Source organism: Curtobacterium sp. MMLR14_006, assembly GCF_001864985.1.
GTDB lineage: Bacteria > Actinomycetota > Actinomycetes > Actinomycetales > Microbacteriaceae > Curtobacterium.
The window spans coordinates 154,656-180,740 of sequence record NZ_MJGU01000025.1 but is presented as its reverse complement, the minus strand read 5'-3'; the positions used below and the strand labels follow the sequence as shown (position 1 = coordinate 180,740).

The window sequence follows — 26,085 nt, the reverse complement described above, 5'->3', positions numbered from 1 at the left end:
GCGGTGCCAGCTGGCACCGCGCCTCCCGTCGGTCGCGACCACGGCACCTGGTTCCGGACACGGAACCGCGGGACGACGCGGTGCTGTGTCCGGAACCTGGTTCCGCGAGGGGCGCGTGCTTGGATGGTTGCGTGACTGACGCACCCATCGCTGACGAGCCGGCCTCCTTCGAGGTCACCGAATCCTCCGTCGTGTACGAGGGCGCCGTGTGGGACGTCCGGCGTGACGCGATCGCGTACCACGACGACTCGATGGTGCGGGAGTACGTCGACCACACCGGCGCCGTCGCGGTCTACGCCGAGGACGACGAGGGGCGCGTGCTCGTCATCCAGCAGTACCGCCACCCGGTGCGGGTGCGCGACTGGGAGCTGCCCGCCGGGCTGCTCGACATGGAGGGCGAGGAGCACCTGACCGCCGCGCAGCGCGAGCTGGCGGAGGAAGCCGACCTCGAGGCGGACGAGTGGGAGCCGCTGGTCCGGTACAACACCTCGTCGGGCGGCAGCAACGAGTTCCTGCAGGTGTACCGCGCGCGGGGTGTCCGGCCCACGGCGACCGCGTTCGACCGCGAGGCCGAGGAAGCCGACATCGTGAAGCGGTGGGTGCCCCGGGCCGAGCTCGTGGCGGCGATCCTCGACGGGCGGCTGCACAACTCCGGTCTGGTCGTGGCCGTGCTGGCGGTGGACGCGCTCGAACGGCGCGACGCGTGAGCCTCGCCGCGCTGGTCGACCAGGGACGGTGGACGAACGAGCCGGCTGCGGTGACGCTCGACGGCGACGTCCTGCGCGTGACCGCCGTCGAGGGCAGTGATGCTTGGCGGACCACCTCGTACGGGTTCGTGCACGACTCCGAGCACGCGCTGCTGCAGGCGGTCGACGGCCCGTTCTCGGCCGAGGCGTCGTTCGTCCTCGACTACACGGAGCAGTTCGACCAGGCGGGGCTGTTCCTGCGAGTCGACGGGCAGCACTGGATCAAGGCCGGGGTCGAGGTCTCGGACGGGACGCCGCAGCTCGGTGCCGTCGTCACGCGGGGGACCTCGGACTGGTCGGTGGCCCCGGTGCCGGAGTGGGTCGGACGGACCGTGACGGTGCGGGTCAGCCGCGACGGCGATGCCGTGACCGTGCGGGCCTGGGCAGCGGGGGAGGCTCCGCGGCTGGTCCGGGTCGCGTACCTCGACCCGGGGGCCGACGTGACGGTGGGCCTGCTCTGCGCGGCGCCGACACGTGCCGGCCTGACCGTGACGTTCACCGGGTTCCGGGTGGGCGCACCCGACGCAGCGCTGCATTGACCGCCGCCGCATCAGCGGGGGCCACGCCCCTCGACCGCGCCGTGGAGACGTACCTGCGGCACGTCGCCATCGAACGGGGACTCTCGCAGCACACCCTGTCGGCGTACCGGCGGGACCTCGAGGTGTTCGCCTCGTGGCTGGCGTCCGCCCCGGTCGTGGCGTCCGACGGAGCCGACCGGGCCGGCGGAGCCTCCGCGGTCGAGGACGTCGCCCGGCTGGCGCGCGCGGACGTCTCGGCGTTCGTGACGCACCTGGCGACCCGACCGTCGGGGCCGCTCGCACCGCGGTCGATCGCCCGCATGCTCAGCTCGGTCCGGTCGTTCACGGCGTTCGCGGCGGGGGAGGGGTGGCTGCCACTTGACCCCGGCACCGCGGTCCGACCGCCGAAGGCCCCGATGCGCCTGCCGAAGGCGATCTCGGTCGAGGACATGGAACGGCTGCTCGGCGCCGTCTCGGCGGACGCCGACGACCCGGTGCAGCTGCGGGACAAGGCACTGCTCGAGCTGCTCTACGCCACCGGCGCGCGCATCTCCGAAGCGGTGGGGCTGTCCGTCGACGACGTCACGACCCTGTCGGACGCCGGTGGCGAGCTCTCCGTGGTCAAGGTCACCGGCAAGGGCAACAAGCAGCGCGTCGTGCCGCTCGGCAGCTTCGCCCGGGCGGCGGTCGACGCCTACCTGGTGCGGGCGCGACCGGTGTTCGCGGCACGCGGTGCCTCGACACCGGCGCTGTTCCTCGGCGCGCGCGGCGCCCGGCTGTCGCGGCAGAGCGCCTGGCTCGTGATCCAGGCGGCCGCTGCCGCGGCGGACCTCGAGGCGCACGTGTCCCCGCACACCTTCCGGCACTCGTTCGCGACGCACCTGCTCGAGGGCGGTGCTGACGTGCGCGTCGTGCAGGAACTGCTCGGCCACGCGAGCGTCGCGACGACGCAGATCTACACGATGGTCACCGCCGACATGCTGCGGGACGTGTACCAGACGGCGCACCCGCGGGCGCGGCGGTAGGGCGGTCGGGCGAGGTCGTCCGGGCGGGTCCGGCCTGCCGGCCGGGCGTTCGCTCGGGTTCGTTCGGCCGGTCGTTCGCTCGGTGAGCAGGAATGATCGGGTTCGCGTGGCGGACGCGACCATTCCTGCTCACGAAGTCGTTCGGTGGCGGTACCCGCGGGTCAGAAGAGGTGCAGTTGCACCGAGGCGGCGACCGCTGCGGTGGCCACGGCGACGACGACGGCGCTCGCCGCGATGCTCCGGGCCAGCACTCGCCAGGGGCCGGTCGCGCCGGGGCGTACGATCCCGACGACCCCGGACACGAGTGCGAGCACACTGCTCGCACCGATCGGGTTCACGCGGACGGACAGCAGGGCGAAGAACACCGCGACGATCGTGAACACGCAGAAGCGGCGGTCCTGCACGCCGGACGCCCAAGCGTGGACCCCGAGCGACCCCGTGTGCACCGAGAACGACGGGCCGGCCGCGGCGACGACGACCGGAGCGACGGGTTCCGGCTGGTTCGGCAGCACCCGCGTGGCGTCACCCCAGGCGTGACCGTCCCACCAACGCAGGCGGCTGGCGTCCTGCGGGTCCGGGAACCAGCCTGCGGCCGGAAGGGTCACGGGTCCTCCTCGTGGTGCGGGGGAAGTCGATGCCCCACGAGGCTACGAGGAGGAGCGCGCGCTCCCCAGTCCCAGCGCGGGTGTCAGCACAACGGAGGACAGACCGGCTGCACTACCGTCGGGGGATGACCACGACACCGCTCGACGAGTTCTGGGCCCGCCGACGTGACGAGGTACCGGGCCTGCCGAGCGCCGTTCCCGAGGCCTGGGCGTTCGGGGCGACGCCGGAGCAGGCCGACGACCTGCTCGCACTGGTGCTCGACGGCGTGAAGGACGGCACGGCGTCGTCGCTCTGGGACTACGAGGCCGCCGACGAGGCGCTGCCGACGGTCGGGGACCTCGCCGTCGTCCTCGACGGTGTCGGCGCCCCGCGCGCGGTCATCGCGGTCACCGACGTGCGGGTGGTCCCGTTCGACGAGGTCGACGAGGAGCACGCCCGCGCCGAGGGCGAAGGGGACCGCACGCTGGCGTGGTGGCGGCGGGAGCACGAGGCCTACTGGCGAGCGCACTCCGAGAACCCGCGCGGCTTCGAGCCGGACATGCCGGTCGTGTGCGAACGGTTCCGGCTCGTGTGGCCGACGGCGACGCGCACCGCCTGACGCCCCGAGGCCGTCAGGCGGGGACGGGCGCCGCGTCCACCTCGTTCATGACGTCCTTCACCGCGGCGAGCAGCCGGGAGTTGAAGTCGACGCCGAGCTGGTTCGGCACCGTGACGAGCACGGTGTCCGCCTCGCGGACCGCCCGGTCCGCGGCGAGCTCGGCTACGAGCTGCTCGGGCTCGCCGATGTAGGAGCGACCGAAGCGGGCGAGTCCGCCGTCGAGGTGGCCGACCTGGTCCTGCCCCTCGACCTGCGCGCGGACGCCGAAGTAGTGCCGCGACTCGTCGTCGGTGATCGGGATGATGCTGCGCGACACGGAGACCCGTGGCGTGCGCTCCCACCCCATGTCCGCCCAGGTGCTGCGGAAGCGGGCGATCTGCTCGGCCTGCAGCTCGTCGAACGGCACGCCGGTGTCCTCGGTCAGCAGGGTCGAGGACATCAGGTTCATGCCCTGCTCGGCCGTCCACTCGGCCGTCGCGCGGGTGCCGGCGCCCCACCAGATGCGGTCGCTGAGCGAGTCGGAGAGCGGGGAGATCGGCAGCGACCCGGCCATGCCGGTCATCTGCGGGTTCGCGTTCGCCATCGGTTCGCCGGCGATCGCACGTCGGAAGACGCTCGTGTGCGACCGGGCCAGGTCGCCACCGTTCGTGTCCGACGCGTCCGGCACGTACCCGAACTGCTCGTAGCCGGCGAGGGCGGTCTCGGGTGACCCCCGGGAGACACCGAGTTGCAGGCGTCCGCCGGAGATGAGGTCGGTGGCCGCGGCTTCCTCCGCCATGTACAGCGGGTTCTCGTACCGCATGTCGATGACGCCGGTGCCGATCTCGATGCGGCTCGTCCTCGCGGCGATGGCGGACAGGAGCGGGAACGGCGCCGCCTGCTGCGGTGCGAAGTGGTGCACGCGGAAGTACGCGCCGTCGACGCCGGACTCCTCGGCGGCGACCGCGAGGTCGATCGCCTGCACGAGGGCCTCGCGGCCGCTGCGCACCCTGGAACCCGGGACGTCGCGCCAGTGGCCGAACGACAGGAACCCGATCTTCGTCATGTCCATGCGAACGCATCCGAGGTGCGGACCATTCCGCACCCGCGTCGCCTGCCGGCCGGCCCGTCGGCGACTACGGTGTGCGACATGGAGGACCCCCGCGCCGCCCTGACCGCCGAGCGCTCCCGGAACGAGCGCCTGCTCGCCGACGTCGAGCGGAGCATGCGGGACGTCAGCGACGCCCGGCAGGACGCGAACTCCGACGACGAGCACGACCCCGAGGGCGCGACGCTCGCGTGGGAGCGCGGGTCGCTCGGCGCCGTGCGCGACGACGCCCGTGAACGGATCCGCCTGGTGGACGCCGCGCTCGTCCGACTCGACGCGGGGACCTACGGCCGGTGCATCGTCGGCGGGGAACCGATCCCCGAGGCCCGTCTGGCGGCAGTGCCGTGGGCGGCGACCTGCATTGCGCACGCGTGACCGTCCACCGTTCTCCTCACAGGTGAGATTTCTACAACATTTCTCCACCGACGGCGCGTTGCGCCCCTCCGAGGCGCTCGCGCCCCGACATCATGGCGCCATGACGCAGACCACCATCTACCGCACGGAGCCGATGGCGACCCGTGCCCTCGGTGCCGAGATCCGCCACGACCACGAGCGCTTCGTCCAGCTCCTCGAGCGTGTGAGCGGCAAGCAGTTCGGGACGTTCCAGAAGGTCGAGTGCGAGGTGCCGCACAAGGACGTCGAGACCGAACGGGGCACGGTCCGGCTCGACGTCGAGCTGACCTTCGAGCACGGCACCGTCGGGATCGAGGCGAAGCTCGACCACGAGCTGACCGGTCGGCAGGTCGACGAGCAGCTGGAGGCCCTCGGCGAGACCGGCACGCTGTTCGTCCTCGTGCCGCGCAAGGAGTCGCTCGGCGAGTTCGTCACCAACGACGAGCGCGTCCACGTGATCGACTGGGACGAGGCGCTCGCGTGCTTCGACTCGCCGCGACTCGTGAAGGACGACATCGAGGGCGAGGGGCGGCTGCTCAAGACGACCGTCGAGGCTCGGCTCCAGGCGCTCGGGCTCCGGCAGCGGATGCCCGACTGGGACGTCCGCGTGCAGCGCGGCGACGGCGGGATGCCGTCCATCGTCTTCGAGCGCGCGCTGCACGACGGCGAGGACGCGAAGTGGATCCGCGGACAGATCCAGGTGACCGGGCGGGGCATGCCGCCGCACCTCGACGACACGGAGTTCGAAGGGTTCGTCGGCATCTCGGTGAGCCACCTGTCCGAGGCCGACTTCCCGGATCCGGAGCACACCGGTGACGCCCCGTCGTGGATCCGCGCGCTCGAGGTGCTGGACGACGAGGTCCTGACGAAGAACCCGGGCCGGGTCGCGGTGAGCCTCGGATCGGCGGGCAACGGCAGGAAGGGGCTCGGCAAGCACAAGCTCCGGCTCGCGAAGCGCCACCTGACCGGGCGCACCCACCTGGCCAGGGGCTACGCCGACTGGTCGATCGGTCCGAAGACCGAACCCGTCGGCCTCGACGACCTCGACGCGCTCGTCGAGACGATGATCCCTTGGAGCAGCGCCTGGTACCAGGCGCTGCAGGGGACCGCGCTCGCTCCCACGGCGCAGTAGCGGCGACCACCTGCCGGCCGGGAGGCACGATGCGGCCCCGCCTCGCGCCTCCCGGCCGGCGCACCATCCGTCCACCGGGCGCGCCGCGGATTCCCAGCCGCGCGCCCTACCGTTTCCGCATGGACGCCGACCCCAACGCCGGACCTGCCGAGGCGCAGGGCGAGGGTGCGCAGCGCCAGCGGTTCCAGTGGTTCCACGACATGCGGACCTGGATCCACGCGCGGCCGCACGTGCACCTGTTCTACAAGGTGCTGGTCGGCATCGTCGGTGGGCTCGTGGTGGTCATCGGGCTGATCCTCGTGCCGCTGCCCGGTCCGGGTTGGCTCGTGGTGTTCATCGGGCTGACGATCCTGGCGAGCGAGTTCCACTTCTTCCACCGGATCATCACGTGGCTCCGCGCGCAGCTGCACCGGTTCTGGGACTGGGCGAAGCGACACGGACCGAAGCGGCTGCGAGACGCGGCCGACCGCGGCAAGGCCGACGTCGACGCCGCGCACACCGGTGCCGCGCGCACCGTGGGCGTGCCGCGTCGGGGCGCGAAGCCGGCCCGCCCCGGGCACTGACGCCCGACGGGACGGACGGCCGGTACCCGGCCACTACTCGGCGGCGACCCGCACGGACCCGGTCGCGGTGCGTTCGACGGCCTCGGCTGCCTGTTCCTCGACCGCGGCGGTGTCCTTCGACACGAGTTGCAGCACGAGGGCGACGACCGCGGCGAGCACGATGAAACCGCCGTACCCGGCGATCACCGGGACGAGGCCGACGGCGGGCTCGAGCAGGCCGCCGATGACGGACGGCACGCCGAACGCCAGGTAGCTCACGACGTAGATGGTGGAGAGCAGTCCGGCGCGGTGGGTCGGCGCTGCGGTGGCGAGCAGCATCCGCAGCGGTGCCTGGAACCCGGCGCCGAAGCCGACGCCGGCGATCGCGCTGCCGACGACGAGCCCCGGCAGAGAGTGCGCTGCGACGAACGCGACGGTGACGACCGGTCCGAGGACCAGGGCGACGAGGCCGAGGAGCACCGCGCGTCGGGTGTCCATCCGCTGGATCGCGAGCCCGGTGAGTGCACCGGTGCCGGTGACGACGGCGATGAGCGCGCCGGCGGCGAAGTGGTTCGTGATGCCGAACACCGCGCCGAGTGCGGAGGGGACGAGCGACAGGAACATGCCGCCGAGTGCCCAGCTCGCGACGAGCGATCCGGCGACGCCGCGGAACAGCCGGCGGGACGACCGGGGCACGCTGATCGTCGGGCGGAGGGAGCGCAGGGCCCCCGGGCGGCGCTCGACGCGCTCGGGGACGACGACGAGGGCGACGACGAGCAGGACCAGGAGCACGCCGAACACCAGGTAGACGAGCTGCTCCGGCGCGGGGCCCCACTCGACCAGGGCGCCGCTCGCCATCGCTCCGGTGGCCAGGGCGACGGGCGGGACGACGCCGTTGAGCACGCCGGCCAGGGCGGGGTGCCGCTCGAGCGAGTTGTCGATGAGGGCGGCGCCGAGCGCGCCGATGAGCAGCCCGACGGAGACGCCCTGCACGATGCGGTCGACGACCAGGGCGAGGACGCCGTCGGCGACGGCGAAGAGCCCGAGCGACAGGGCGACGCCGAGGCCGCCGACGACGAGCACCGGCTTCCGGCCGACGTGGTCGGACAGACGGCCGGCGACCAGCAGGCTCGCGAGCAGCCCGGCGACGTAGACGGCGAAGACACCGGTGAGCATGAGCGGCGTCAGGTGCCACTCGGCGGCGTAGACGGGGTAGATCGGCGAGGGGACGGCTGACGAGGCGACCGACGCCAGGAGCATGGCGGCCAGGATCCAGAACCCGGCGACCGATCGAGCTGACTGCTGCTGCACGAGCATCCCTTCGTCCACGTGTTGTACGACTGCATTCGTACCGCAGGTGAACTGTACGACGCAAGTCGTACTGCGAGGTGGTCGGTGGTAGCGTCCCGTCCATGCCCGCGCACGTCGACGCCCCCGAGCGACTGCCCCAACCGTCCGTGGCCGAGCTGGACCTGCCGGTCGTGATGGATGCCCTGAGCGACCCGATCCGGCTCGCCATCCTGCACCGCTACCTGGTGGACGCCGCAGGCGGCGTGCGCAGCTGCGGGTGGGTCGGCGTCGACCGACCGAAGTCCACGCTCACCCACCACTTCCGCGTCCTGCGCGAGGCCGGGCTGCTCGAACAGCACCAGGACGGGCTCACCCGCTCCAGTCGGGTGCGCGCCGAGGACGTGCAGGCACGGTTCCCCGGGCTGCTCGACCTGGTGTCCGCGTGGGACGTGCCCGCCGCCCTGATGCGCGACGGGATCGAGTCGTGAGCCGGACCGTGCACGCCCTGCCCGAGGTCGGCGCCGCGCCGCACGTGACGTCGGCGCTCGCCGCGGACCTCGACGCCGCCGGCTTCAGCGTCGAGCGGGTCGACTCGCTGTGGGGTGCCGAGGCCGCCGCGTCGCTGCACCGCGGCTCACGGGTGGCCGCCCTCCGGGCCCTCGCGGCGCGGCCGTCATCGCCGCTCGGCACGCTCGCGACCCTGTTCGTGCTCGGCCTGCCGGTCCCGCACGAGGACGCCGCGGCGGCGTTCCCGACCGCCGGCCTCGACGCCGTCGTCGTCGCCGGCCTGCTGCGGATCGACGGAGCCGACGGAGCCGACGGTGCCGACGGCATCGGCGGCACCGGCGGCACCGGCGGCGCCGAGGTCCTGCCCACCGTCGACCTGCGCCCCTACGCCTTCGTCGACGACCTCGGTGCCGGCAGCTGGTGGATCGTCTCCGACCTCGGCGAGCTCGCGCTCGGCCACGCGATCAGCGAGGAGCACGTGCTCGGCATCGGCGGGGCGACCACCACGCTGAGCGGCCTGCAGGTCCCGGTGCCCGTCCGCACGGTGCTCGACCTCGGCACCGGGTGCGGCATCCAGGCAATGCACGCCCGACGCTTCGCCGACCGGGTGGTCGCCACGGACATCTCCCGCCGCGCCCTCGACATCGCCCGCTTCAACGCGCAGCTCAACGGGATCGACGGGATCGACTTCCGGTACGGCTCGCTCTTCGAGCCCGTCGCGGGGGAGCGGTTCGACCGCATCGTCTCGAACCCGCCGTTCGTCATCACGCCCCGCCGACCGGGCGTCCCCTCGTACGAGTACCGCGACGGCGGCATGGTCGGCGACGCCCTGGTCGAGACCGTGCTCCGCGGCCTGGCCGACCACCTGGAGCCCGGCGGGACCGCGCAGCTGCTCGGCAACTGGGAGTACCACTGGGGCGTCGACGGCCTCGACCGCGTGCGCGGCTGGTTCGCGGACACCGACCTCGACGCGTGGGTCGTCGAGCGCGAGCGCCAGGACCCGACGTCCTACGCCGAGACCTGGATCCGCGACGGCGGCACGAAGCCCGGCACGACCGAGTTCGACACGCTGGTGGGCGCCTGGCTCGACGACTTCGCGGAGCGCCGCGTCACCGGCGTCGGCTTCGGGTACGTCGTGGTGCGTCGACCCCTGCCTCGGCCCACGCGGGCCGGTTCCGACGCGTCGCGGAGCCTGCGGAGCGACGTGGCGGCCGAGCCCGTGGGGGGAGGCCCGTCCGGATTCCGCCGGTTCGAGCGCGTCCCCGAGGCGCTCGGCTCCAACCCCGCCGGGCTCGGTGCCACGGTGGCGCGCGTCCTCGACGCGGCCGCCTGGCTCGCCGGGCACGACGACGCCGCGCTCGCCGCCACGCACCTGTCGGTCGCCGGCGACGTCACCGAGGAGCGCTACTACTGGCCGGGCAACGACGACCCGACGGTGATGACGCTCGTGCAGGGCGGGGGACTCGGACGCAGGGTCGACGCGGACACCGCGCTCGCCGCGTTCGTCGGCGCCTGTGACGGCGACCTGTCCGTGGCCGCGATCATCGGCGCGCTCGCGCAGATCACCGGGGTGGACGAGCAGGCGCTCGCCGCCGACCTGCTGCCGGCGGCGCGCGACCTGGTGCTCGACGGGCTGCTCGTCCCCGCTGCCTGACGCGCACACGGGGACCGAGCGACCCCGCGCGCGCTCAGGCGCGGTGGTCACGCCAGCTGTGCTCCGGCGCGTAGCCGAGCAGTTCGCGGGCCTTCTCCGACGACAGCAGTGAGCTGACCCCGTCGATGTCCGCGCGGCGCTCGATGTCCGGCACGAAGCGCTCGACCAGCTCGATGGTCGGCGTGTCCATCACGGTGTCCGGGCTCGCGATGACGAACGCCTCGAACCCGGTGAGGTCGGCCTCGAGGGACTTCCGGACCGCCTGGGCACCGTCGCGCGAGTCGATGTACGACCACAGGTTGAAGGTCTTCGCCTCCGGGGTGGCGTCCCACGGGAAGGCCGGGTAGTCGGTCTCGTCCATGACGTTCGAGAACCGCAGCCCGATCATCTTCAGCTCCGGGTCCCAGCGGGTGAAGTGGCGCGCCATCTCCTCCTCCACGGCCTTGCCGAGCGAGTACGACGACTGCGGGCGGACCGCGAACTCCTCGTCGACGGGCAGGTAGGGCGGGTGGTGCTCGCCCATCGGGATCCCGAGCAGGGTCTCGCTCGACGCCCACACCACGTTCTTGATCCCGGCCGCTCGGGCCGCGTGGAAGACGTTGATCGACGACGTGACGTTGTTCGTGATGAGCGCCACGTCGGGGACCTGTCCGGGGGCCGGCACGGCCGCGAGGTGGACGACGGCGTCCACGTGGTCGTAGCGGTCGTCGATGCCCATGAAGGCGTTCAGCACCTGCCCGTGGTCGGTCAGGTCGATCCGCAGGAAGGGCACCCGCTCGGGCTTGTCCGGCGCTGGCACGCGGTCGAGCAGGACCACGTCGTACCCGTGCGCGTCGAGGTCGCGCACCACCGCCCGCCCGAGCTTGCCGCTGCCGCCGGTCACCAACACACGCGTCATCGCGTCTCTCCACATCGTCGTCGGGGTGCACCCCGGAGGGTCCGGTCCATCCTGCCCCGGGCGGCCGGGGTCGGGCCAGGCCCTGTCCGTACCCCGCTCCGTCGTGCGAACCAGGTTCCGGACACGACACCACGGAACCGCGCGGTGCTGTGTCCGGAACCTGGTTCCGGCGGGGAGCGACCGGGCGGGGAGCGACTGGGCGGGGAGCGACCGGGGGCGGCGTCAGACGGCGGGCGCCGCCTGGGCGATCGCGAGCCGGGTGACGAGCTCGACGTGCCGGGCCATGTCGCGCGAGGGGTCGAACAGCCACTGGATCTGCATGCCGTCGGAGACCGCGAGCAGGACGCTCGTCAGTTCCTCGGCGTCGACGTCGGTCCGGAGCCGGCCGTCCTGCTGCATCGCCCGGAAGTCCGCGGACAGGTCGCGGCGGGTGCGGTCGTAGCGCTCCTGGAAGTACGCGTGCGCGGGGTGGTCCGGGTCGGTCGCCGCGGCCGCGGACAGGTTGACGAACATCTGCACGAGGCCGGGCACCGAGACGTTGTGCCGCACGATGGCGGCGAGCAGCTCGCCCGGGTCGGCGGCGTCCCAGTCGGTGGCGGCGTCGGAGTCGTCGCGGCGGCGGAGGACCTCGACCCAGAGGTCGTCCTTCGAGTCGAAGTAGTGCAGCAGGCCGGCCTGGGTCAGACCGACGGCGTCGGCGATGTCCTTGATGCTCGTCCGGCGGAACCCCTGTGAGGCGACGAGTTCGAGGGCGACCGTCAGGATCTCCTCGCGCTTCGCGATCCCCTTCGCGTACGAACCCCGTTGTGCCATGGCAGGACTGTACCGCCAGGGTCGGCAGCAGAAAACCTACTACTGCTTGGTTTTGGTGGTACCGTGGCCCCCAGCCGCCGACGGAGGCGAGCGAGTCACCGACGACGGTGGCGCACCCCATGGAGGTTGCAGTGGGCAACGACGCCCTGTCCGTTTCCGACACCCCGACCGCGGTCGCCCCGACCCAGGGTCGCGGTGCGCCCCTCATGTACTCGCTCGGCATGCCGATCGCGATGTTCGGGCTCTTCATCGCCCTGCTGCCGCCGGTGCTCGTCGCGATGGCGCTCAAGGTCGCCGAGATCGCGCCGGACAACCAGGCCGGCGTGCTCGGCCTGGCGCTCGGCATCGGCGCGTTCGCCGCGATGGTCGCCAACCCGCTGGCGGGTCGCTTCAGCGACCGGACGGCCGGGAGGCTCGGCATGCGTCGTCCGTGGATCATCGGTGGCACCGTGGTCGGCTTCGCGGCCCTCGTGGTCGTCGCGACGACGTCCTCCGTGGTCGTGCTGGTGATCGGCTGGGGTGTCGCGCAGATCGCCTACAACGCGACGATCGCGGCGCTCACCGCCGTGCTGCCCGACCACGTCACGCGCTCGCAGCGCGGCCGGGTCGCGGCGCTCCTCGGACTCGCGCAGAACCTCGCGCTCGTCGGCGGCACCTTCCTGGTGCAGCTCTTCTCGACCTCGGCCACGCAGATGATCGTGCCGGGGGCGATCGGCTCCGCGGTCGTCGTCCTCTACGCGCTGGTGTTCCGTGACCGCGTGCTCGCGCAGCGCCCGACCTCGAAGCTCGGCATCGGGCAGCTCTTCGGCTCGTTCGTGTTCAACCCCGTGAAGCACCCCGACCTCGGCTGGGCCTGGCTCACCCGCTTCATGATGGTCGCCGCCCAGTACACCGCGGTGAGCTACCTGACCTACTTCCTGCGCGACGACATCGGCGTCGACGAGTCGAACCTGGCGAACGCCGTGTTCCAGGGCACGCTGTGGAACGTCGTCGGCATCGTGCTGACCTCGCTCGTGGCCGGCTGGCTGTCGGACAAGCTCGGGCGTCGCAAGCTCTTCGTCGCGGTCGCCGGCGTCGTCGGCGTCGTCGGGCTCGTCATCATCGCGCTCGCGCCGTCCCTGGGCGTGGTCCTGGTCGGCGAGTTCGTGATGGGTGCCGGCATGGGCGTCTTCTACGCGGTCGACCTGGCGCTCATCACCGACGTGCTGCCGTCGGACCAGGACAACGCGAAGGACCTCGGCGTCGTGAACATCGCCCAGGCGCTGCCGCAGTCCCTCGTGCCCGCCGCCGCTCCCGGCGTCATCGCCCTGACCGGCGGGTACAGCGGCTTCTTCATCACCGGCGCCGTCGTCGGACTGCTCGGCATCGCCTCGGTGTCCCGCATCCGCGGCGTGCGCTGACCCCCTGCCCCGGCTCTGAACGAAAGGACCGATCACCGTGACTGATCTGCAGACCGCGAGCACCACCTCCAGTCCGCTGGCGGAGCGCATCGACGCGCTCGTCGACCAGCTGACCACCGAGGAGAAGGTGCAGCTGCTGACCGGACGTGACTTCTGGACGACCTGGCCGATCGAGAAGATCGGGCTGCGCCGCATCCTCATGTCCGACGGCCCCTCCGGGGTCCGCGGCGAGGTGTGGGACGAGCGCGACCCGTCCCTCAACCTGCCCTCGGCCACCGCGCTGAGCGCGTCGTGGGACGCAGGCGTCGCGAAGCGCTACGGCGCGGCCGCCGCCGTCGAGGCCCGGCGCAAGGGCGTCGACGTCGTGCTCGGCCCGACCATCAACCTGCACCGGTCGCCGCTCGGCGGCCGCCACTTCGAGGCGTTCAGCGAGGACCCGGTGCTGACCGGCGACCTCGCCGCGGCGTACGTGGCGGGCGTGCAGGAGAACGGCGTCGCCGCGACGCCGAAGCACTACATCGCGAACGACTACGAGACGGACCGCTTCACCGCCTCGACCGAGGTCTCGGACCGGGCGCTCCGCGAGCTGTACCTGCTCGCGTTCGAGAAGGCCGTCACCGAGGCGCACGCCTGGGCGATCATGTCGTCGTACAACTCGGTCAACGGCGTCACGGCGTCGGAGCACGAGCTGCTCGAGACGCCGCTCAACACGGAGTGGGGCTTCGACGGCATCGTCGTGTCCGACTGGACCGGGGTGCGCTCGGTCGACTCGGCGAAGGCGTCGCAGGACGTCGCGATGCCCGGACCGAACCCGTGGTGGAGCGAGGGGCCGCTGCTCGCCGCGGTCGAGTCGGGCGAGGTGCCGATGGACGCGATCGACCGCAAGGTCCGGCGCATCCTGACGCTGGCCGCCCGGGTCGGCGCGCTCGAGGGCTTCGAGCCCGTCGCCGCGACGCCCGTGCACGTCGAGGACGGCACCGCGTTCGTCCGCGAGGCCGAGGCCGAGGGCACCGTGCTCGTCCGCAACACCGGCGTGCTGCCGCTCGACGCCCCCGCGGTGTCACGCGTCGCCGTCATCGGCCACAACGCCGACCAGGCGCGCACGCAGGGCGGCGGCTCGGCGACGGTCGTGCCGTCCTCGGTCGTGTCGCCGCTCGACGGCATCCGTGCCGCGTTCCCGGGCGCGACGGTCGAGCACGCCATCGGCGCGGTCGTGCAGGAGGGCATCGCGGAGTTCCCGATCGACACCATCACCAACCCGGCGACCGGGGAGCCCGGCGCCCGTGTCGCGTTCGTGCGCGACGGGGTCGAGCTGTACGTCGAGGACCGCCGGGCCACCGCGCTCTTCTGGTTCGGCGGCGACGCCCCCACCCGCGAGGCGGACCGGCTCGACATCACCACGACGTACACGGCGCCCGCTGCCGGGACGGTCCGGATCGGCATCGGCGCCGCGGGCCGCTCGCGCATGTGGATCGACGACGAGCTCGTGCTCGACGAGGACGTGCCGTACGAGGGCGACCAGCTCGGCGCGGCGTTCCTCAACCCGCCGGCCCGGTCGGTGCCGGTGTCGGTGACCGCCGGGCAGGACGTCGCGATCCGCATCGAGTACGACGTGGTGCAGGACGAGACCCTCGGCGGGGTGCTCGCCTACCAGTTCGGCACCGAGCCGAGCGACGAGGACCCGTCGGTGCTCATCGACGCCGCGGTGGCCACCGCGGAGGACGCGGACGTCGCGGTCGTCGTGGTCGGCACGAACTCGAAGGTCGAGTCCGAGGGCTACGACCGGTCGTCGCTCGCCCTGCCCGGGCACCAGGACGACCTGGTGCGCGCGGTCGCCGCCGCCAACCCGAACACGGTCGTCGTCGTCAACGCGGGGTCCCCGGTTGAGATGCCCTGGCGGGACGACGTCGCCGCGGTGCTGCTCACCTGGTTCGGCGGTCAGGAGTACGGCAACGCGGTGGCCGACGTGCTCACCGGCGCGCAGGAGCCCGGCGGGCGCCTGCCCACGACCTGGCCGGCCGCGATGGCCGACGTGCCGGTGCTCGACGTCACCCCGGTCGACGGCCTGGTGCGCTACGACGAGGGCGTGCACATCGGGTACCGCGCCTGGCTCCGCGCGGGCACCGAGCCGGCGTACCCGTTCGGCCACGGCCTCGGGTACACCACCTGGACGATCGAGGGCGTGGCGGCGACGCCCACCGTCGGCGAGGGCGGGACGGCCGTCGTGACGGCCACCGTGGCGAACACCGGCGACCGGGCCGGCAAGCACGTCGTGCAGGTCTACGCCTCGCGCGGGGCCTCGGTGGTCGACCGGCCGGTGCGGTGGCTCGTCGGGTTCGCCCCCGTGCGCCTCGACGCCGGGGAGTCGACCGAGGTGTCGATCGAGGTCCCGGCGCGGGCGTTCGCGCACTGGCAGGACGGTGCCTGGCGGTACGAGCCCGGCGCCTTCACACTGCACGTCGGCGCCTCGGTGACCGACGAGTCCGGGACGGCGGCCCTCGAACTGGAGTGAGCCGGACGTCCGATTTCCGTGCGGCACTCGGCTTGTCCGAGTAGCATCGCTGTGCGCCAGTCGGCTGGTTACCGGCGGCGTGCGCACCGTTCACGGGGTCGCCGGACGCGCGACTCGGTCTCCTGATCCGGCCGACGGAGCCCTGGCACCCCGGTGCGTCCCGAATGCGTCCCCGCGTCCGCGCGGGGGCGCATTCCTCGTCGGAGCGGGGATCGGCGCTGATCCGGGTCGCGGGCACTTCGTACGAACCCGACAAATCCCATGACGATCGGTCAGGTTTTTCCGTCCGCAGGGCGCAGACCGGTGTGACAAACCACTTGCCGGGTGGAACGATGGTCCCACCATCCCGTGCGGATCAGGGACGGGATGGTCATCCGGCAGGGCTCTCGGGACTCACCACCCCGATGTGAGCCCCGCCGGATGCTCCGCAGGGCGTCAGGCCCGCAGCGCCGGCGCGATCTCCTCCGCCACGATGCGCAGGATCCGTTCGTGCGACGCCGCGTCGCCGTTCGCCGGCAGGGTGACCACGAGCTCGTCGGCAGCGGTCACGGCCGGGTCGGCGAGCAGGGCGTCGACGATGGCGGCCGGTTCGCCGGACAGCACCGAGCTGAAGCGGAAGGGCGGGCCGGACGACGGACGGCCCTCGTCGTCCATGCCGGCGGCGTACCCGGTCAGGAACTCCTCGTGCACGGCACGGTCGTGCTCGTCGAGCAGCGGGACGACGATGCGCCCGACGGCGACCTTCGGGGTGCGCTCCGGGTGCAGCGCGGCGAAGCGCTCCCGGTACGCGGCGACCTGGTCGGCCTGCGCCTCGGCGAACGGAGCGCCGGTGTCCTCGGTGTTCAGCGTCGAGCAGTGCAGCAGCAGGCCCTTCTCCGCCGTGCGGACCGCCGTGGCCATGCTGCCGCCGCCCCACCAGACGCGCTCGCGCAGGCCGGCGCTCAGCGGCTGCAGCGTCAGGTCCGCCCCGGCCGGGATGCTCTCGTAGCCCTTGCCGGCGCTGCCGAGCGGCTCGCCCTGCAGGACCTCGAGCAGGCGGCCGGCGCGGGCCTCGGCCTCGTCGCGGAACGACCGGTCGACGCTGCCGAACACCGGGTCGAGGATCGGGCCGTACCCGGCGATGCCCGTGCTGATGCCGAGCTGCACGCGACCGCCGCTCAACAGGTCGACGGTGCTGGCGTCCTCGGCGAGCCGGACCGGGTCCTCGTAGCGCATGCCGAGCACCGCGGTGCCGAACCCGATCGTGCTCGTGCGCTGTGCGGCGGCCGCGAAGAACGTCATCGGGCTGGTGAGGAACGGCTCGAAGTGCCGACCGCGCACCCAGCCGGTGCCGTACCCGAACCGCTCGGCGGTCTCGAACAGGCGCAGGCCGTCCTCCAGGGCGGCCGCGGCACCGTCGGTGCCGCCGTGGTTCGGGACGAAGGAGAGGAAGCCGAGTTCGCGCATGTCGTGAGTCTATGCGCACGTATGGAGCGCGTCCCTAGTCCGGCACCTGTCGGGTCGGGAGGCGCGTGGCGGCCCGGTGCCGCGCCTCCCGTCCGCCGTCTGCGCTGTGCCGTCTGCACCCCGCTGCCCGTTCCCGCCGTCCGCGACGGCGGTACCTGGGAGGATGGGCGCATGACCGACGTCACCACCCAGGCCCCGCTCGTCGCCGCGATCCCGGCGGCGGTGGACGGCGCGGTCGACCCCGACGCCGTCTACGAGGCGTTCGCCGCCTGGGCCGCCGAGGGCGGCCGCCCGCTCTACCCGGCGCAGGACGAAGCCGTCATCGAGCTCGTGTCCGGTGCCAACGTCGTCCTCAGCACCCCGACCGGCACCGGGAAGTCCCTCGTCGCCGCAGGCGCGCACTTCGCCGCCCTCGCCGAGGGGAAGCGCAGCTACTACACGGCCCCGATCAAGGCGCTCGTGTCGGAGAAGTTCTTCCAGCTCGTCGACCTGTTCGGCGCGCAGAACGTCGGCATGGTGACCGGGGACTCGAGCGTCAACGCCGACGCTCCCATCGTCTGCTGCACCGCCGAGATCCTGGCGAACCTGGCGCTGCGCCAGGGCCCGGACGCCGACGTCGACGTCGTGGTGATGGACGAGTTCCACTTCTACGGCGACGCCGACCGCGGGTGGGCGTGGCAGGTGCCGCTCCTCGTGCTCGAGCGCGCGCAGTTCCTGCTCATGTCGGCGACCCTCGGCGACGTCACCACCATCGCCGACGACCTGTCCCGCCGGACCGGTCGACCCACCGCCCGGGTGACCGGCGTCTCGCGACCCGTGCCGCTCGAGTACGAGTACGTGATGACGCCCGTGCAGGAGACGGTGGAACGGCTGCTGGAGGAGGGCAAGGCGCCGATCTACATCGTGCACTTCGCCCAGGCAGCGGCCCTGGAACGCGCGCAGTCGCTGCTGTCCGCCCGGGTCGCCTCGCGTGAGCGACGGGACGAGATCGCGGCCGCCGTCGCGGGCTTCCGGTTCAGCGCCGGCTTCGGCCAGACGCTGTCCAAGCTCATCCGTGCCGGCATCGGCGTGCACCACGCCGGCATGCTGCCGAAGTACCGGCGCCTGGTCGAGCAGCTCGCGCAGCGCGGCCTGCTGCCCGTCATCTGCGGCACCGACACCCTGGGCGTCGGCATCAACGTGCCGATCCGCGCCGTGCTGTTCACGGGCCTGACGAAGTTCGACGGCACGAAGATGCGCCAGCTGTCCGCCCGCGAGTTCCACCAGATCGCCGGGCGGGCCGGCCGCGCCGGCTACGACACCGAGGGCGACGTCGTCGCCGAGGCGCCCGAGCACGACATCGAGAACGCCCGCGCGGTCGCGAAGGCCGGCGACGACCCCAAGAAGAAGAACAAGATCAAACGGAAGAAGGCCCCGGAGGGCTTCGTCTCGTGGGGGCAGCCGTCGTTCGAACGGCTCATCGGCGCCGAACCCGAGCCGATGGTCTCGCGGATGCGGATCACCCACGCGATGGTGCTGTCCGTCGTCGCGCGCGGCGGGGACGCCTTCGAGGACGTCCGGTCGCTCGTGTTCGACAACCACGAACCGCGTGCGCGCCAGCTCGCGATGGCCCGGCGGGCACTCGTCATCGCGCGGACGCTCATCAACGCACGGGTGATCGAGAAGGTCGACGGGGCCTACCGCCTCACCGTCGACATCGCGCCGAACTTCGCGCTCAACCAGCCGCTGTCCCCGTTCGCGCTCGCAGCCTTCGAACTGCTCGACCCCGAGTCGCCCACCTACGCGCTCGACATGGTCTCCGTCGTCGAGGCCACCCTCGACGACCCGCGCGCCATCCTGTCCCAGCAGCAGTTCAAGGAGCGCGGCGAAGCCGTCGCCCGCATGAAGCAGGAGGGCATCGAGTACGACGAGCGGATGGAGCTGCTCGAGGAGGTCACGTGGCCTCGCCCGCTGTCCGAGCTGTTGGAAGCGGCGTACGAGGCGTACGCGGCCGAGCAGCCGTGGGTGCTCGACTTCGCGCTCTCGCCCAAGGCCGTCGTCCGCGACATGTACGAACGCGCGATGACCTTCGGCGACTTCGTGCGCTTCTACCAGCTCACCCGGTCCGAGGGGCTCGTGCTCCGCTACCTGTCCGACGCCTACCGCACCATGCGGCAGACCATCGCCGACGAGCAACGGACCCAGGAGCTCGACGACCTGATCGAGTGGCTCGGCGAGGTCGTCAAGCAGACCGACTCCTCGCTCGTCGACGAGTGGGAGGCGCTCGTCAACGGCGACGTCCTGCTCGCGGCCGAGGAGCACGACGAGATCACGCCGCCACAACCCGCCCGCCTCACCGGCAACCCGCGGGCGTTCCGCGTGCTCGTGCGCAACGCCCTGTTCCAGCGGGTGCTGCTCGCCGCCGCCGACGACGTCGACGGGCTCGGCGCGCTCGACGCGGCCGCCGGCTTCGACGCCGACGCCTGGGACGCGGTGCTCGAGGAGTACTACGAGTCGCACGACGAGGTCCGCACCGACGCCGACGCCCGCTCGATGCAGTACCTGGTGCTCGACGAGAACGCGGCGGCCGGGTCGGGTGGCGCCCGTGTCTGGCGGGCCCGCCAGATCTTCGCCGACCCGTCCGGCGACAAGGACTTCGGGTTCTCGGCCACCATCGACCTCGACGCGTCCGACGAGGTCGGCGAGGCGGTCGTTCAGGTCACCGAGATCGGGCGTTTCGACGGCTGGGCCGAGGTGGACGTCGACTGATGCCGCTGACGGTGCGCGATCTCGGCCCCGACGACGTCGCGGCGCTGCAGGGCCTGCTCGAGTCCGTGCCGGACTACGCCGCGCGCATCACCGGCTACCCGCCCGGCCCCTCGGACGGCCTGAGCGCGCTCGTCTCGGTGCCCGACGGGTTCGATCCCGCGGGGAAGTCCGGCACCGGACTCTGGGACGGGCCGGAGCTGGTCGCCTTCGCGGACGTCCTGCGCGGGTACCCGTCCGACGCCGTGGCGTTCATCGGGCTGCTCGTGGTGCGGGGCGACCGCGGTCGGCGCGGGCTCGGTCGGGCGATGCACGACGCCGTCGTCGACCAGCTCCGGGCGACTCCGGGCACCGAGCGGCTGCGGCTCGGGATCGTCGCGACGAACGCACCCGTCGCCGAGCCGTTCTGGCGGGCCCTCGGGTACGAACCGACGGGGGAGCGGAAGCCCTACCGGTACGACCACCTCACCAGCACGGTCGCGCTGTGGGAACGGCGACTCTGACGAGCGGGTACGTTCGGCGCCAGCCCTGCGCCGATCGGCTCGGGGTCACGAACGAGAGGACCCCATCGTGCGCATCGGATCGAGCATCGCCCTGATCGTCATCGGCGCCATCGTGGCGTTCGCCGTGGACGTGCAGCTCGCCGGGATCGACCTCCGGCTCATCGGCTACATCCTCATGGCGGCCGGTGTCGTCCTGCTCATCATCAGCCTGGCCGTCGCCTTCGGTGGCCGACGGACCACGACCACCACGCGCTCCGGCGTCGACCCGGCGTCGGGGGAGCAGATCACCCAGCAGGAACGGCGTGACGGGACGTACTGAGCGCGGCTAGAACAGCGTCGCCGGCGGGGTCGCCTCGGGCAGCGGTGACGGCCCGCTGACCTCGGCACCCGGCCAGCCCGGACCCTCGGGCACCTCGGTGCCGTTCTGGTAGGCGGTGGCCGCTCCGCGGGCGCGCACGTCCGCCGCCTCGTTCATCTCGTGCCCGACGTGGCCGCGGACCCACTCGAACGTGACCTTGCGGCCCTGCAGTTCGGCGTCGAGCTCCTTGATGATCTCGACGTTGAGCACCGGCTTGCCGTCGGCCTTCCGCCAGCCCTTGCGCTTCCACCCGGCGAGCCACTCCGTGCAGGCCTTGATGGCGTACTGGCTGTCGCACAGGATGTGCAGCGGCTCGCCCGCGTCCTTCGTCGCCCGGAGCAGCTGCAGGACGGCGGTGAGCTCGCCGATGTTGTTCGTCGCGCGCGGCCACCCGCCCGCAGCCCACCGGTCGTCGTCGACGTACCAGGCCCAGCCGGCGGGGCCGGGGTTGCCGAGGGCTGAGCCGTCTGCTGCGGCGACGATCGTCACGAGGGGACCTCCTGGTCGGTGCTGGTGCCCGTCGAGCGTAACGGACGCCCGGCTGCCCCTGCCCGTCCGAGCTGCCCCGCCACGGCGCCTGGCCGCTGCCTCAGCGGTCGACGGCCTGCTCCAGGGCGGAGGCGAGCCCGTCGCCGTCGGTGACGTCGTAGAAGGCGAAGTCACGCCGCATCCCGAGGATCCCGTCGAGTCCCGTGTTCGCGTACTGGCGGACTGCGCTGCTGCCACCGAGGAAGAGCGTGTCGAGGTCGCCGGTCTCGTTCCACTCGATCGACAGGTGGTCGCCGGAGTCGTCGACCATGCGGTCCGTGCGTCGGACGTCGACGTCGCGGGTGTGCCGCCCGTCGGTGACGAGGGCGCGGCGGTCCGTCACGGCGTACACCTCGGTGCGCTTGCGGTGCCGCTTCACCAGGAAGCGTCCGACCATGCCGTGCGCTCCGATGAGCAGGAACACGAGCAGCACGACCGCCGCGGGCAGAGGGATCCCCTCGACGGCCCCACGGACGAGCACGGCGACCACGAAGCCCGTGAACAGGATGCTCAACGGGACGAGCCAGCGGTCGTGGGAGCCGAACATCTTCCGGGGATCGCTGTACCCGACCCAGAGCAGCTGCTCGTCGGGCGCCAGCAGCGGCTCGACGAGAGCACGTCGGTCGTCGCCGGACCGCGGTCGCGCCCGTCGTGCCCGTCGTGTCCGCTCGGCGGTCGGTTCACCCACGACTGCGAGCGTAGCGGCCGGCCGGCCGACCGGGCGGCCGGTCGGCCGGTCGGCCGGTCGGGACGACCTGGTCGTCAGCCGGCGGCCTCGAGCGTGGCCTCAGCCCGCTCCGGGCTGCCCGCGGCGAGCCCCTCGTCGATCCGGCGGCGCGACGCCGTCCAGATGACGAGTCCGGCGAGGAACACCAGCACCTCGGTGACGGTCAGCGCCCAGATGATGCCCGCGAGGCCGAACCACAGGTTGCCGAGCAGCACGATCGGGATGAACAGCACGCCCTGCGCGAGGGACATCGCGATCGCCGGCGTGACCAGTCCGGCGGCCTGGAACAGGGACGTGAACAGGCCGGTGAAGCCGTTCACCACGGTCGCGACGAGCTGGGCGACCAGGATCGTCAGACCGATCGCGAGCACGGAGTGGTCGGACGAGAAGATCGTGAAGACCTGCTCGCGGAACACGAACACCGTCCCCGAGAAGACCAGCACGATGGCTCCGACGGTCAGTGCCGACGCTCGCAGTGCGGCGTGCAGCCGGGCACGGTCGCCCTTGCCGTAGGCGTAGGCCAGCAACGGCAGCACCCCGATGGTGACGCCCATCACGAGGAACTCGGGCACCTGTGCGATCCGCACGGCCACCCCCATGGCGGCGAGCGGGTCGTCGCCGTACCGGGCCGCGAGGTTGTTGAGCACCAGGGTCGTGACGATGAGGAACCCGGCCTGCAGCAGTTCGCTCACCCCGATGCCGAACACGGGTCCGAGCACCGACCGCCGGAGCGTGAACCACCGGAGCGACAGCGACACGTTCTCGCTGTGCCGCCCGAGCCAGCGCACCCAGTAGACGATGCTCACGACGTTGGCGAGTCCGACGGCGAGGGCTGCTCCGGCGACGCCCCAGTGCAGCACCAGGATGAAGAGCACGTCGAAGACCAGGTTCCCGATCGTCGACAGGACCAGGCCGACCATGGCCTGCCGGGCGGCGCCCTCGGCGCGGACCATCTGCTCGAGGCAGAAGGCGGCAGCGAGCACCGGCACGAACGCCAGCATCACGGCGACGTAGGCACTGGTCGCGGGCACCGCGGCGGCGTCCGCCCCGAGCACGCCGACGAGCGGCCGGAGCAGGAGCAGCCCCGCGCCGCCGAGGACGACGCCGGTGATGACGGAACCCCACACCGCGAAGGACGCGACGTGCTTGATCTCACCCGCCTTCGCCGGGTCGTTCTCGGACGCGCCGAGCAACCGGGACATCAGCGAGCTGCCGCCGACGCCGAAGACGCCGCCGATCGCCATGATGAGGCCGAGCAGCGGGGTGCCGAACGTGATCGCGGCGAGGAGCGACGTGTCGTGCTGCGAGCCGATGAAGCCCGCGTTGATGACGTTGTACAGGGCGCTGACGACCATCGCCGCGGCCATCGGGACGCAGAGGTGGACGAGTGCCCTGGCGATCGGGGCGGTGGAGAGGTACCAGCGGTTGGTGGCCGCTGCGGTCGTGGTGTCGGTGCTCATGTGTCGGCCCCTTCCGGGCAGGACGGATCGCGCGTCCGGCGGTGGCCGTCGCGTGCGTGTGGGTGGTGCCTCCGGCGGACGGCCGGGAGGCACGGGTGCGGTTACCGGGTCGGTTCCGGCAGCTCTGCGGTCACCTTGAGCAGGAGTTCGCGGAGCGTGGCGCGCTCAGCGGGGCTGAGCGGCGCGAGCAGGGTGTCGTCGAGGGCGAGCATCGCGTCCTCGAAGCCGGCGATGAGCTCGACACCGGCGGGTGTGGCGTGGACGAGCTTCGTGCGGCCGTTCGCGGCGTCGGGCCGTCGTTCGACCAGACCACGCTTCTCGAGTCCCTGCAGCAGGCTCGAGACGCTGGCCGGTGTGGTGCGGGTCATCGTGGCGATGTCCCGCTGGATGGCACCGGGGTTCTGCTGCAGGTACCCCAGCACGAAGCTCTGCTCGTGCGTGAGGTCGCGTTCACGGACCCAGTCGTCCGCGGCCTTGCGTTGCGCCCAGCCGATCCACCGCATGAGCTGGAGCGGGGTGTCGAAGTGCGGTGCCTGCATGATCAGAACTCTAACCGTTCGATATCAAACAGTCAATGCGCGGCCGTGGTGGGGCGATCGTCGACTGGCCGTGGGCGGAGATCCGGCTCGCCGGGAGGAACGGCGTCGGCGCGGGCGCTGAGGAGCACGACGATCGCGACGCCGATGACGACGCAGGAGACGGGCGTGATCGTGTCGGTTCCCTGCGCGAGCACCGCGGTCCTGGAGGGCATCGTCGGACCGGCACTCGGGAGGCGCGGACTACCGTGCGGGCCATGAGCGACAGCATCCCGCAGGCCCCCGGCCCTGACTCCTCCGACGACCGCGCACGCAGCGACGCCCTCCGCGACGCCGCCCACCACGAGGGCGAGGGCGGTGTCGACGCGAGCGAACAGCGCGCCGCCGACACGGCGTACAGCCCCTCGAGCGAGCGAGAGACCGTCGCCGCGCAGGACGACCAGCGCTCGGACGCCGAGCTCGAGGCCGACGGCATCGACACGTCCAAGGTCATCGCGGCACCGGGGACGGGCGGAGCCGACGACGCCGGCGACGTCGAGCCCGCACCGGGCGACCTGCACCTGCCGTGGCAGTCGGAGGAGGACCGCCGCGGCTAGCGCGACGTCCGGTCGAGCGCGCGCACGAGCCCCTCGCCGTCGCTGACGTCCCAGAACGCCATCGGTTGGGGGCCGAAGAGGCCGTCGAGGCCGGTGTTGCCGTAGACCCTGGCGTTCATGCCGTTCGCGGCGAAGATCGAGCCGCCGCCGTCCGACCCCCACTCCACGGTGCAGTGGCTCCGGTCGCGGGTCCAGCTGACGGTGCGGTCGGTCCGGCCGATCGGCACGTCACGGGTGCCGCCCGGGGTGATCACGAGCGCCCGGCGGTCGGTGACGGCGTAGACCGTCGTGCGCTTGCGGTGCTGCTTGACGATGAACCGGCCGGCCGTGATGTGGAGGCCGATCAGCACGAACACGGTCCCGAAGAGCAGGAAGAACGGTGGCGCTCCGCCGGTGATGGCCGAGACCATCCAGAACACCACGAACCCGAGCCAGAGCAGGCTGAACGGGACGAGGAAGCCGTCCCGCCCCGAGAAGCGCTTCGCGGGGTCGCTCGTGCCGGCCCAGTACAGCTGCTCGTCCGGCCCGAGGTGGGCACGAGCCGTGGACTGCGGGTCGCCTGCTCCGCCGGACCCCTTCGTCACGAGACGGCGTCCGGGTGGGAGCCGGTGCGCTGCCCGGACTCGAGCGTGGCGATGGCTGCGAGCTCCTCGTCGGTCAGCACGAAGCCGTCGACGTCCAGGTTCGACCGGATGCGCGACGGTGTCACCGACTTCGGCAGCACCACGACGCCCTGCTGCACGTTCCACCGCACGAGCACCTGCGCCACGCTGACCCCGTGCGCGTCCGCGATGCCGGTGAGCACCGGCTCGTCGATGAGCCGCCCGCGCCCGAGCGGCGACCAGGCGCCGGTGGCGATGCCGTGCTGCTGGTGGAAGGCGATGAGCTCCCGCTGCGGCAGCCACGGGTGGTGTTCGACCTGGTTGAGCGCAGGGACCTCACCGGTCTCGTCGACGAGCCGCTGCAGGTGCTCCACCTGGAAGTTCGACACCCCGACGCTCCGCGCGCGGCCGGACTCGCGCAGTTCGACCAGGGTGCGCCAGGTCTCGACGTAGCGGTCCCTCGCCGCGGCCGGCCAGTGGATGAGGTAGAGGTCGACCGTGTCCAGGCCGAGCCGCGCGACGCTGTCGTCGAAGGCCTGCAGCGTCGCGTCGCGACCCTGGTGGTCGTTCCACACCTTGGTCGTCACGAAGACGTCGTCACGGTCCAGCGAGGAGGCCCGGATCGCCTTGCCGACGCCGGTCTCGTTGCCGTACATCTCGGCCGTGTCGACGTGTCGGTAGCCGGCGTCGAGGGCGGTGCCGACGGCCGACTCGGCCTCGGTGTCGTCGACCTTGTAGACGCCGAAGCCGATCGCGGGGATCGATGCCCCGTCGCGGAGGGGGATGGAGGTGACCATGCACCCATCCTGCCGGTGCTCGCCGGGGGTGCGCCGGGCCTCCCGGCCGTCCGTGGAGGACGCGGG

The 26,085-nt window shown here is 72.4% G+C and carries 28 protein-coding genes; 15 read left to right on the top strand and 13 right to left on the bottom strand.

Annotated features, from left to right (window positions below; translation table 11 throughout):
• Positions 1–131: 131 nt before the first annotated feature.
• The 3 genes from BIU94_RS16085 to BIU94_RS16075 are packed head-to-tail and all read left to right on the top strand — an operon-like array spanning position 132 to position 2,289.
• Positions 132–707: an NUDIX hydrolase gene (locus BIU94_RS16085; protein ID WP_071262987.1), complete on the top strand. Its 576-nt coding sequence runs from the start codon at positions 132–134 to the stop codon at positions 705–707.
• The gene (locus tag BIU94_RS16080; protein ID WP_071262982.1) at positions 704–1,285 is read left to right on the top strand and encodes a DUF1349 domain-containing protein; all 582 of its coding nucleotides are present in this window, start codon (positions 704–706) and stop codon (positions 1,283–1,285) included. The genes BIU94_RS16085 and BIU94_RS16080 overlap by 4 nt, the downstream gene beginning before the upstream one ends.
• Positions 1,282–2,289 carry a site-specific tyrosine recombinase XerD gene (locus BIU94_RS16075; protein ID WP_254784832.1) on the top strand — a complete coding sequence of 336 codons (1,008 nt, stop codon included), beginning with the start codon at positions 1,282–1,284 and terminating at the stop codon, positions 2,287–2,289. The genes BIU94_RS16080 and BIU94_RS16075 overlap by 4 nt, the downstream gene beginning before the upstream one ends.
• A gap of 161 nt (positions 2,290–2,450) precedes the next feature.
• On the opposite strand, the gene BIU94_RS16070 is transcribed toward BIU94_RS16075, so the two are convergent.
• Complete coding sequence (locus BIU94_RS16070; protein WP_071262962.1) at positions 2,451–2,894, bottom strand: DUF2510 domain-containing protein; 444 nt, start codon at positions 2,892–2,894, stop codon at positions 2,451–2,453.
• A 125-nt stretch (positions 2,895–3,019) separates the two neighbouring features.
• Here BIU94_RS16070 and BIU94_RS16065 point away from each other — a divergent pair, with 125 nt between their 5' ends.
• Positions 3,020–3,493: an ASCH domain-containing protein gene (locus tag BIU94_RS16065; RefSeq protein WP_071262960.1), complete on the top strand. Its 474-nt coding sequence runs from the start codon at positions 3,020–3,022 to the stop codon at positions 3,491–3,493.
• Between the two features lie 13 nt (positions 3,494–3,506).
• Here BIU94_RS16065 and BIU94_RS16060 read toward each other — a convergent pair whose 3' ends face one another.
• The gene (locus tag BIU94_RS16060) at positions 3,507–4,544 is read right to left on the bottom strand and encodes an LLM class flavin-dependent oxidoreductase (RefSeq protein ID WP_071262958.1); all 1,038 of its coding nucleotides are present in this window, start codon (positions 4,542–4,544) and stop codon (positions 3,507–3,509) included.
• Between the two features lie 78 nt (positions 4,545–4,622).
• Here BIU94_RS16060 and BIU94_RS16055 point away from each other — a divergent pair, with 78 nt between their 5' ends.
• The 3 genes from BIU94_RS16055 (at position 4,623) to BIU94_RS16045 (ending at position 6,668) form a co-directional block, all read left to right on the top strand.
• A complete protein-coding gene (locus BIU94_RS16055) occupies positions 4,623–4,955 on the top strand; it encodes a TraR/DksA C4-type zinc finger protein (RefSeq protein WP_071262955.1) in 333 nt (110 codons plus the stop codon).
• A gap of 100 nt (positions 4,956–5,055) precedes the next feature.
• Positions 5,056–6,105, top strand: a complete 1,050-nt coding sequence (locus tag BIU94_RS16050) for a hypothetical protein (RefSeq protein WP_071262953.1) — start codon at positions 5,056–5,058, stop codon at positions 6,103–6,105.
• Between the two features lie 119 nt (positions 6,106–6,224).
• Complete coding sequence (locus BIU94_RS16045) at positions 6,225–6,668, top strand: TIGR02611 family protein (RefSeq protein WP_071262951.1); 444 nt, start codon at positions 6,225–6,227, stop codon at positions 6,666–6,668.
• Between the two features lie 33 nt (positions 6,669–6,701).
• Here the strand turns inward: BIU94_RS16045 and BIU94_RS16040 are convergent, their stop codons facing one another.
• Positions 6,702–7,958 (bottom strand): MFS transporter, encoded by a 1,257-nt coding sequence (locus tag BIU94_RS16040; protein WP_254784831.1) that lies wholly within the window; start codon positions 7,956–7,958, stop codon positions 6,702–6,704.
• 101 nt (positions 7,959–8,059) lie between these two features.
• Between BIU94_RS16040 and BIU94_RS16035 the strand changes: the two genes are divergently transcribed.
• Both BIU94_RS16035 and BIU94_RS16030 read left to right on the top strand, forming a co-directional pair.
• Positions 8,060–8,425 (top strand): helix-turn-helix transcriptional regulator, encoded by a 366-nt coding sequence (locus tag BIU94_RS16035; RefSeq protein ID WP_071262942.1) that lies wholly within the window; start codon positions 8,060–8,062, stop codon positions 8,423–8,425.
• Positions 8,422–10,098 (top strand): class I SAM-dependent methyltransferase, encoded by a 1,677-nt coding sequence (locus BIU94_RS16030; RefSeq protein WP_254784830.1) that lies wholly within the window; start codon positions 8,422–8,424, stop codon positions 10,096–10,098. The genes BIU94_RS16035 and BIU94_RS16030 overlap by 4 nt, the downstream gene beginning before the upstream one ends.
• 34 nt (positions 10,099–10,132) lie before the next feature.
• Here the strand turns inward: BIU94_RS16030 and BIU94_RS16025 are convergent, their stop codons facing one another.
• The gene (locus BIU94_RS16025; protein WP_071262935.1) at positions 10,133–10,996 is read right to left on the bottom strand and encodes an NAD(P)-dependent oxidoreductase; all 864 of its coding nucleotides are present in this window, start codon (positions 10,994–10,996) and stop codon (positions 10,133–10,135) included.
• Positions 10,997–11,218: 222 nt separating this feature from the next.
• The gene (locus BIU94_RS16020) at positions 11,219–11,809 is read right to left on the bottom strand and encodes a TetR/AcrR family transcriptional regulator (protein ID WP_083404913.1); all 591 of its coding nucleotides are present in this window, start codon (positions 11,807–11,809) and stop codon (positions 11,219–11,221) included.
• 119 nt (positions 11,810–11,928) lie between these two features.
• On the opposite strand from BIU94_RS16020, the gene BIU94_RS16015 reads away from it, so the two are divergent.
• Positions 11,929–13,209 carry an MFS transporter gene (locus BIU94_RS16015; protein WP_071262933.1) on the top strand — a complete coding sequence of 427 codons (1,281 nt, stop codon included), beginning with the start codon at positions 11,929–11,931 and terminating at the stop codon, positions 13,207–13,209.
• Between the two features lie 46 nt (positions 13,210–13,255).
• Complete coding sequence (locus BIU94_RS16010) at positions 13,256–15,721, top strand: glycoside hydrolase family 3 protein (RefSeq protein WP_071263060.1); 2,466 nt, start codon at positions 13,256–13,258, stop codon at positions 15,719–15,721.
• 435 nt (positions 15,722–16,156) lie between these two features.
• Here the strand turns inward: BIU94_RS16010 and BIU94_RS16005 are convergent, their stop codons facing one another.
• On the bottom strand, positions 16,157–17,167 hold the full coding sequence (locus tag BIU94_RS16005) for an LLM class flavin-dependent oxidoreductase (RefSeq protein WP_071262926.1): 1,011 nt from the start codon (positions 17,165–17,167) through the stop codon (positions 16,157–16,159).
• A gap of 171 nt (positions 17,168–17,338) precedes the next feature.
• On the opposite strand from BIU94_RS16005, the gene BIU94_RS16000 reads away from it, so the two are divergent.
• From BIU94_RS16000 to BIU94_RS15990, 3 genes are all read left to right on the top strand, one after another.
• On the top strand, positions 17,339–19,915 hold the full coding sequence (locus BIU94_RS16000; protein ID WP_071262923.1) for an RNA helicase: 2,577 nt from the start codon (positions 17,339–17,341) through the stop codon (positions 19,913–19,915).
• On the top strand, positions 19,915–20,415 hold the full coding sequence (locus BIU94_RS15995; protein ID WP_071262921.1) for a GNAT family N-acetyltransferase: 501 nt from the start codon (positions 19,915–19,917) through the stop codon (positions 20,413–20,415). The genes BIU94_RS16000 and BIU94_RS15995 overlap by 1 nt, the downstream gene beginning before the upstream one ends.
• A 67-nt stretch (positions 20,416–20,482) precedes the next feature.
• Positions 20,483–20,734, top strand: a complete 252-nt coding sequence (locus BIU94_RS15990; RefSeq protein WP_071262905.1) for a DUF6458 family protein — start codon at positions 20,483–20,485, stop codon at positions 20,732–20,734.
• A 6-nt stretch (positions 20,735–20,740) separates the two neighbouring features.
• Here the strand turns inward: BIU94_RS15990 and BIU94_RS15985 are convergent, their stop codons facing one another.
• The 5 genes from BIU94_RS15985 to BIU94_RS17925 form a co-directional block, all read right to left on the bottom strand.
• On the bottom strand, positions 20,741–21,262 hold the full coding sequence (locus tag BIU94_RS15985; protein ID WP_071262903.1) for a ribonuclease H: 522 nt from the start codon (positions 21,260–21,262) through the stop codon (positions 20,741–20,743).
• Between the two features lie 100 nt (positions 21,263–21,362).
• Positions 21,363–21,989, bottom strand: coding sequence for a hypothetical protein (locus BIU94_RS15980; RefSeq protein WP_071262901.1), 627 nt, complete (start codon positions 21,987–21,989; stop codon positions 21,363–21,365).
• Between the two features lie 74 nt (positions 21,990–22,063).
• Positions 22,064–23,488 (bottom strand): MATE family efflux transporter, encoded by a 1,425-nt coding sequence (locus tag BIU94_RS15975; protein ID WP_083404912.1) that lies wholly within the window; start codon positions 23,486–23,488, stop codon positions 22,064–22,066.
• 101 nt (positions 23,489–23,589) lie between these two features.
• Positions 23,590–24,027, bottom strand: a complete 438-nt coding sequence (locus tag BIU94_RS15970) for a MarR family winged helix-turn-helix transcriptional regulator (protein ID WP_071262898.1) — start codon at positions 24,025–24,027, stop codon at positions 23,590–23,592.
• 32 nt (positions 24,028–24,059) lie between these two features.
• On the bottom strand, positions 24,060–24,221 hold the full coding sequence (locus tag BIU94_RS17925) for a hypothetical protein (RefSeq protein ID WP_175472197.1): 162 nt from the start codon (positions 24,219–24,221) through the stop codon (positions 24,060–24,062).
• A gap of 60 nt (positions 24,222–24,281) precedes the next feature.
• On the opposite strand from BIU94_RS17925, the gene BIU94_RS15965 reads away from it, so the two are divergent.
• The gene (locus BIU94_RS15965) at positions 24,282–24,620 is read left to right on the top strand and encodes a hypothetical protein (protein ID WP_071262896.1); all 339 of its coding nucleotides are present in this window, start codon (positions 24,282–24,284) and stop codon (positions 24,618–24,620) included.
• On the opposite strand, the gene BIU94_RS15960 is transcribed toward BIU94_RS15965, so the two are convergent.
• Both BIU94_RS15960 and BIU94_RS15955 read right to left on the bottom strand, forming a co-directional pair.
• Positions 24,617–25,204 (bottom strand): hypothetical protein, encoded by a 588-nt coding sequence (locus BIU94_RS15960; protein ID WP_071262892.1) that lies wholly within the window; start codon positions 25,202–25,204, stop codon positions 24,617–24,619. The genes BIU94_RS15965 and BIU94_RS15960 overlap by 4 nt on opposite strands.
• A complete protein-coding gene (locus BIU94_RS15955; RefSeq protein WP_071262890.1) occupies positions 25,201–26,019 on the bottom strand; it encodes an aldo/keto reductase in 819 nt (272 codons plus the stop codon). The genes BIU94_RS15960 and BIU94_RS15955 overlap by 4 nt, the downstream gene beginning before the upstream one ends.
• Positions 26,020–26,085: the final 66 nt, after the last annotated feature.

Coding starts and splice junctions, on each gene's coding strand:
- BIU94_RS15995 (WP_071262921.1), top strand. CDS start 19,915: ATGCCGCTGACGGTGCGCGATCTCGGCCCCGACGACGTCGCGGCGCTG.
- BIU94_RS16025 (WP_071262935.1), bottom strand. CDS start 10,996: ATGACGCGTGTGTTGGTGACCGGCGGCAGCGGCAAGCTCGGGCGGGCG.
- BIU94_RS15975 (WP_083404912.1), bottom strand. CDS start 23,488: ATGAGCACCGACACCACGACCGCAGCGGCCACCAACCGCTGGTACCTC.
- BIU94_RS16050 (WP_071262953.1), top strand. CDS start 5,056: ATGACGCAGACCACCATCTACCGCACGGAGCCGATGGCGACCCGTGCC.
- BIU94_RS16020 (WP_083404913.1), bottom strand. CDS start 11,809: ATGGCACAACGGGGTTCGTACGCGAAGGGGATCGCGAAGCGCGAGGAG.
- BIU94_RS15965 (WP_071262896.1), top strand. CDS start 24,282: ATGAGCGACAGCATCCCGCAGGCCCCCGGCCCTGACTCCTCCGACGAC.
- BIU94_RS15970 (WP_071262898.1), bottom strand. CDS start 24,027: ATGCAGGCACCGCACTTCGACACCCCGCTCCAGCTCATGCGGTGGATC.
- BIU94_RS16045 (WP_071262951.1), top strand. CDS start 6,225: ATGGACGCCGACCCCAACGCCGGACCTGCCGAGGCGCAGGGCGAGGGT.
- BIU94_RS15955 (WP_071262890.1), bottom strand. CDS start 26,019: ATGGTCACCTCCATCCCCCTCCGCGACGGGGCATCGATCCCCGCGATC.
- BIU94_RS16005 (WP_071262926.1), bottom strand. CDS start 17,167: ATGCGCGAACTCGGCTTCCTCTCCTTCGTCCCGAACCACGGCGGCACC.
- BIU94_RS16000 (WP_071262923.1), top strand. CDS start 17,339: ATGACCGACGTCACCACCCAGGCCCCGCTCGTCGCCGCGATCCCGGCG.
- BIU94_RS16065 (WP_071262960.1), top strand. CDS start 3,020: ATGACCACGACACCGCTCGACGAGTTCTGGGCCCGCCGACGTGACGAG.
- BIU94_RS16035 (WP_071262942.1), top strand. CDS start 8,060: ATGCCCGCGCACGTCGACGCCCCCGAGCGACTGCCCCAACCGTCCGTG.
- BIU94_RS16015 (WP_071262933.1), top strand. CDS start 11,929: ATGGAGGTTGCAGTGGGCAACGACGCCCTGTCCGTTTCCGACACCCCG.
- BIU94_RS16055 (WP_071262955.1), top strand. CDS start 4,623: ATGGAGGACCCCCGCGCCGCCCTGACCGCCGAGCGCTCCCGGAACGAG.
- BIU94_RS16060 (WP_071262958.1), bottom strand. CDS start 4,544: ATGGACATGACGAAGATCGGGTTCCTGTCGTTCGGCCACTGGCGCGAC.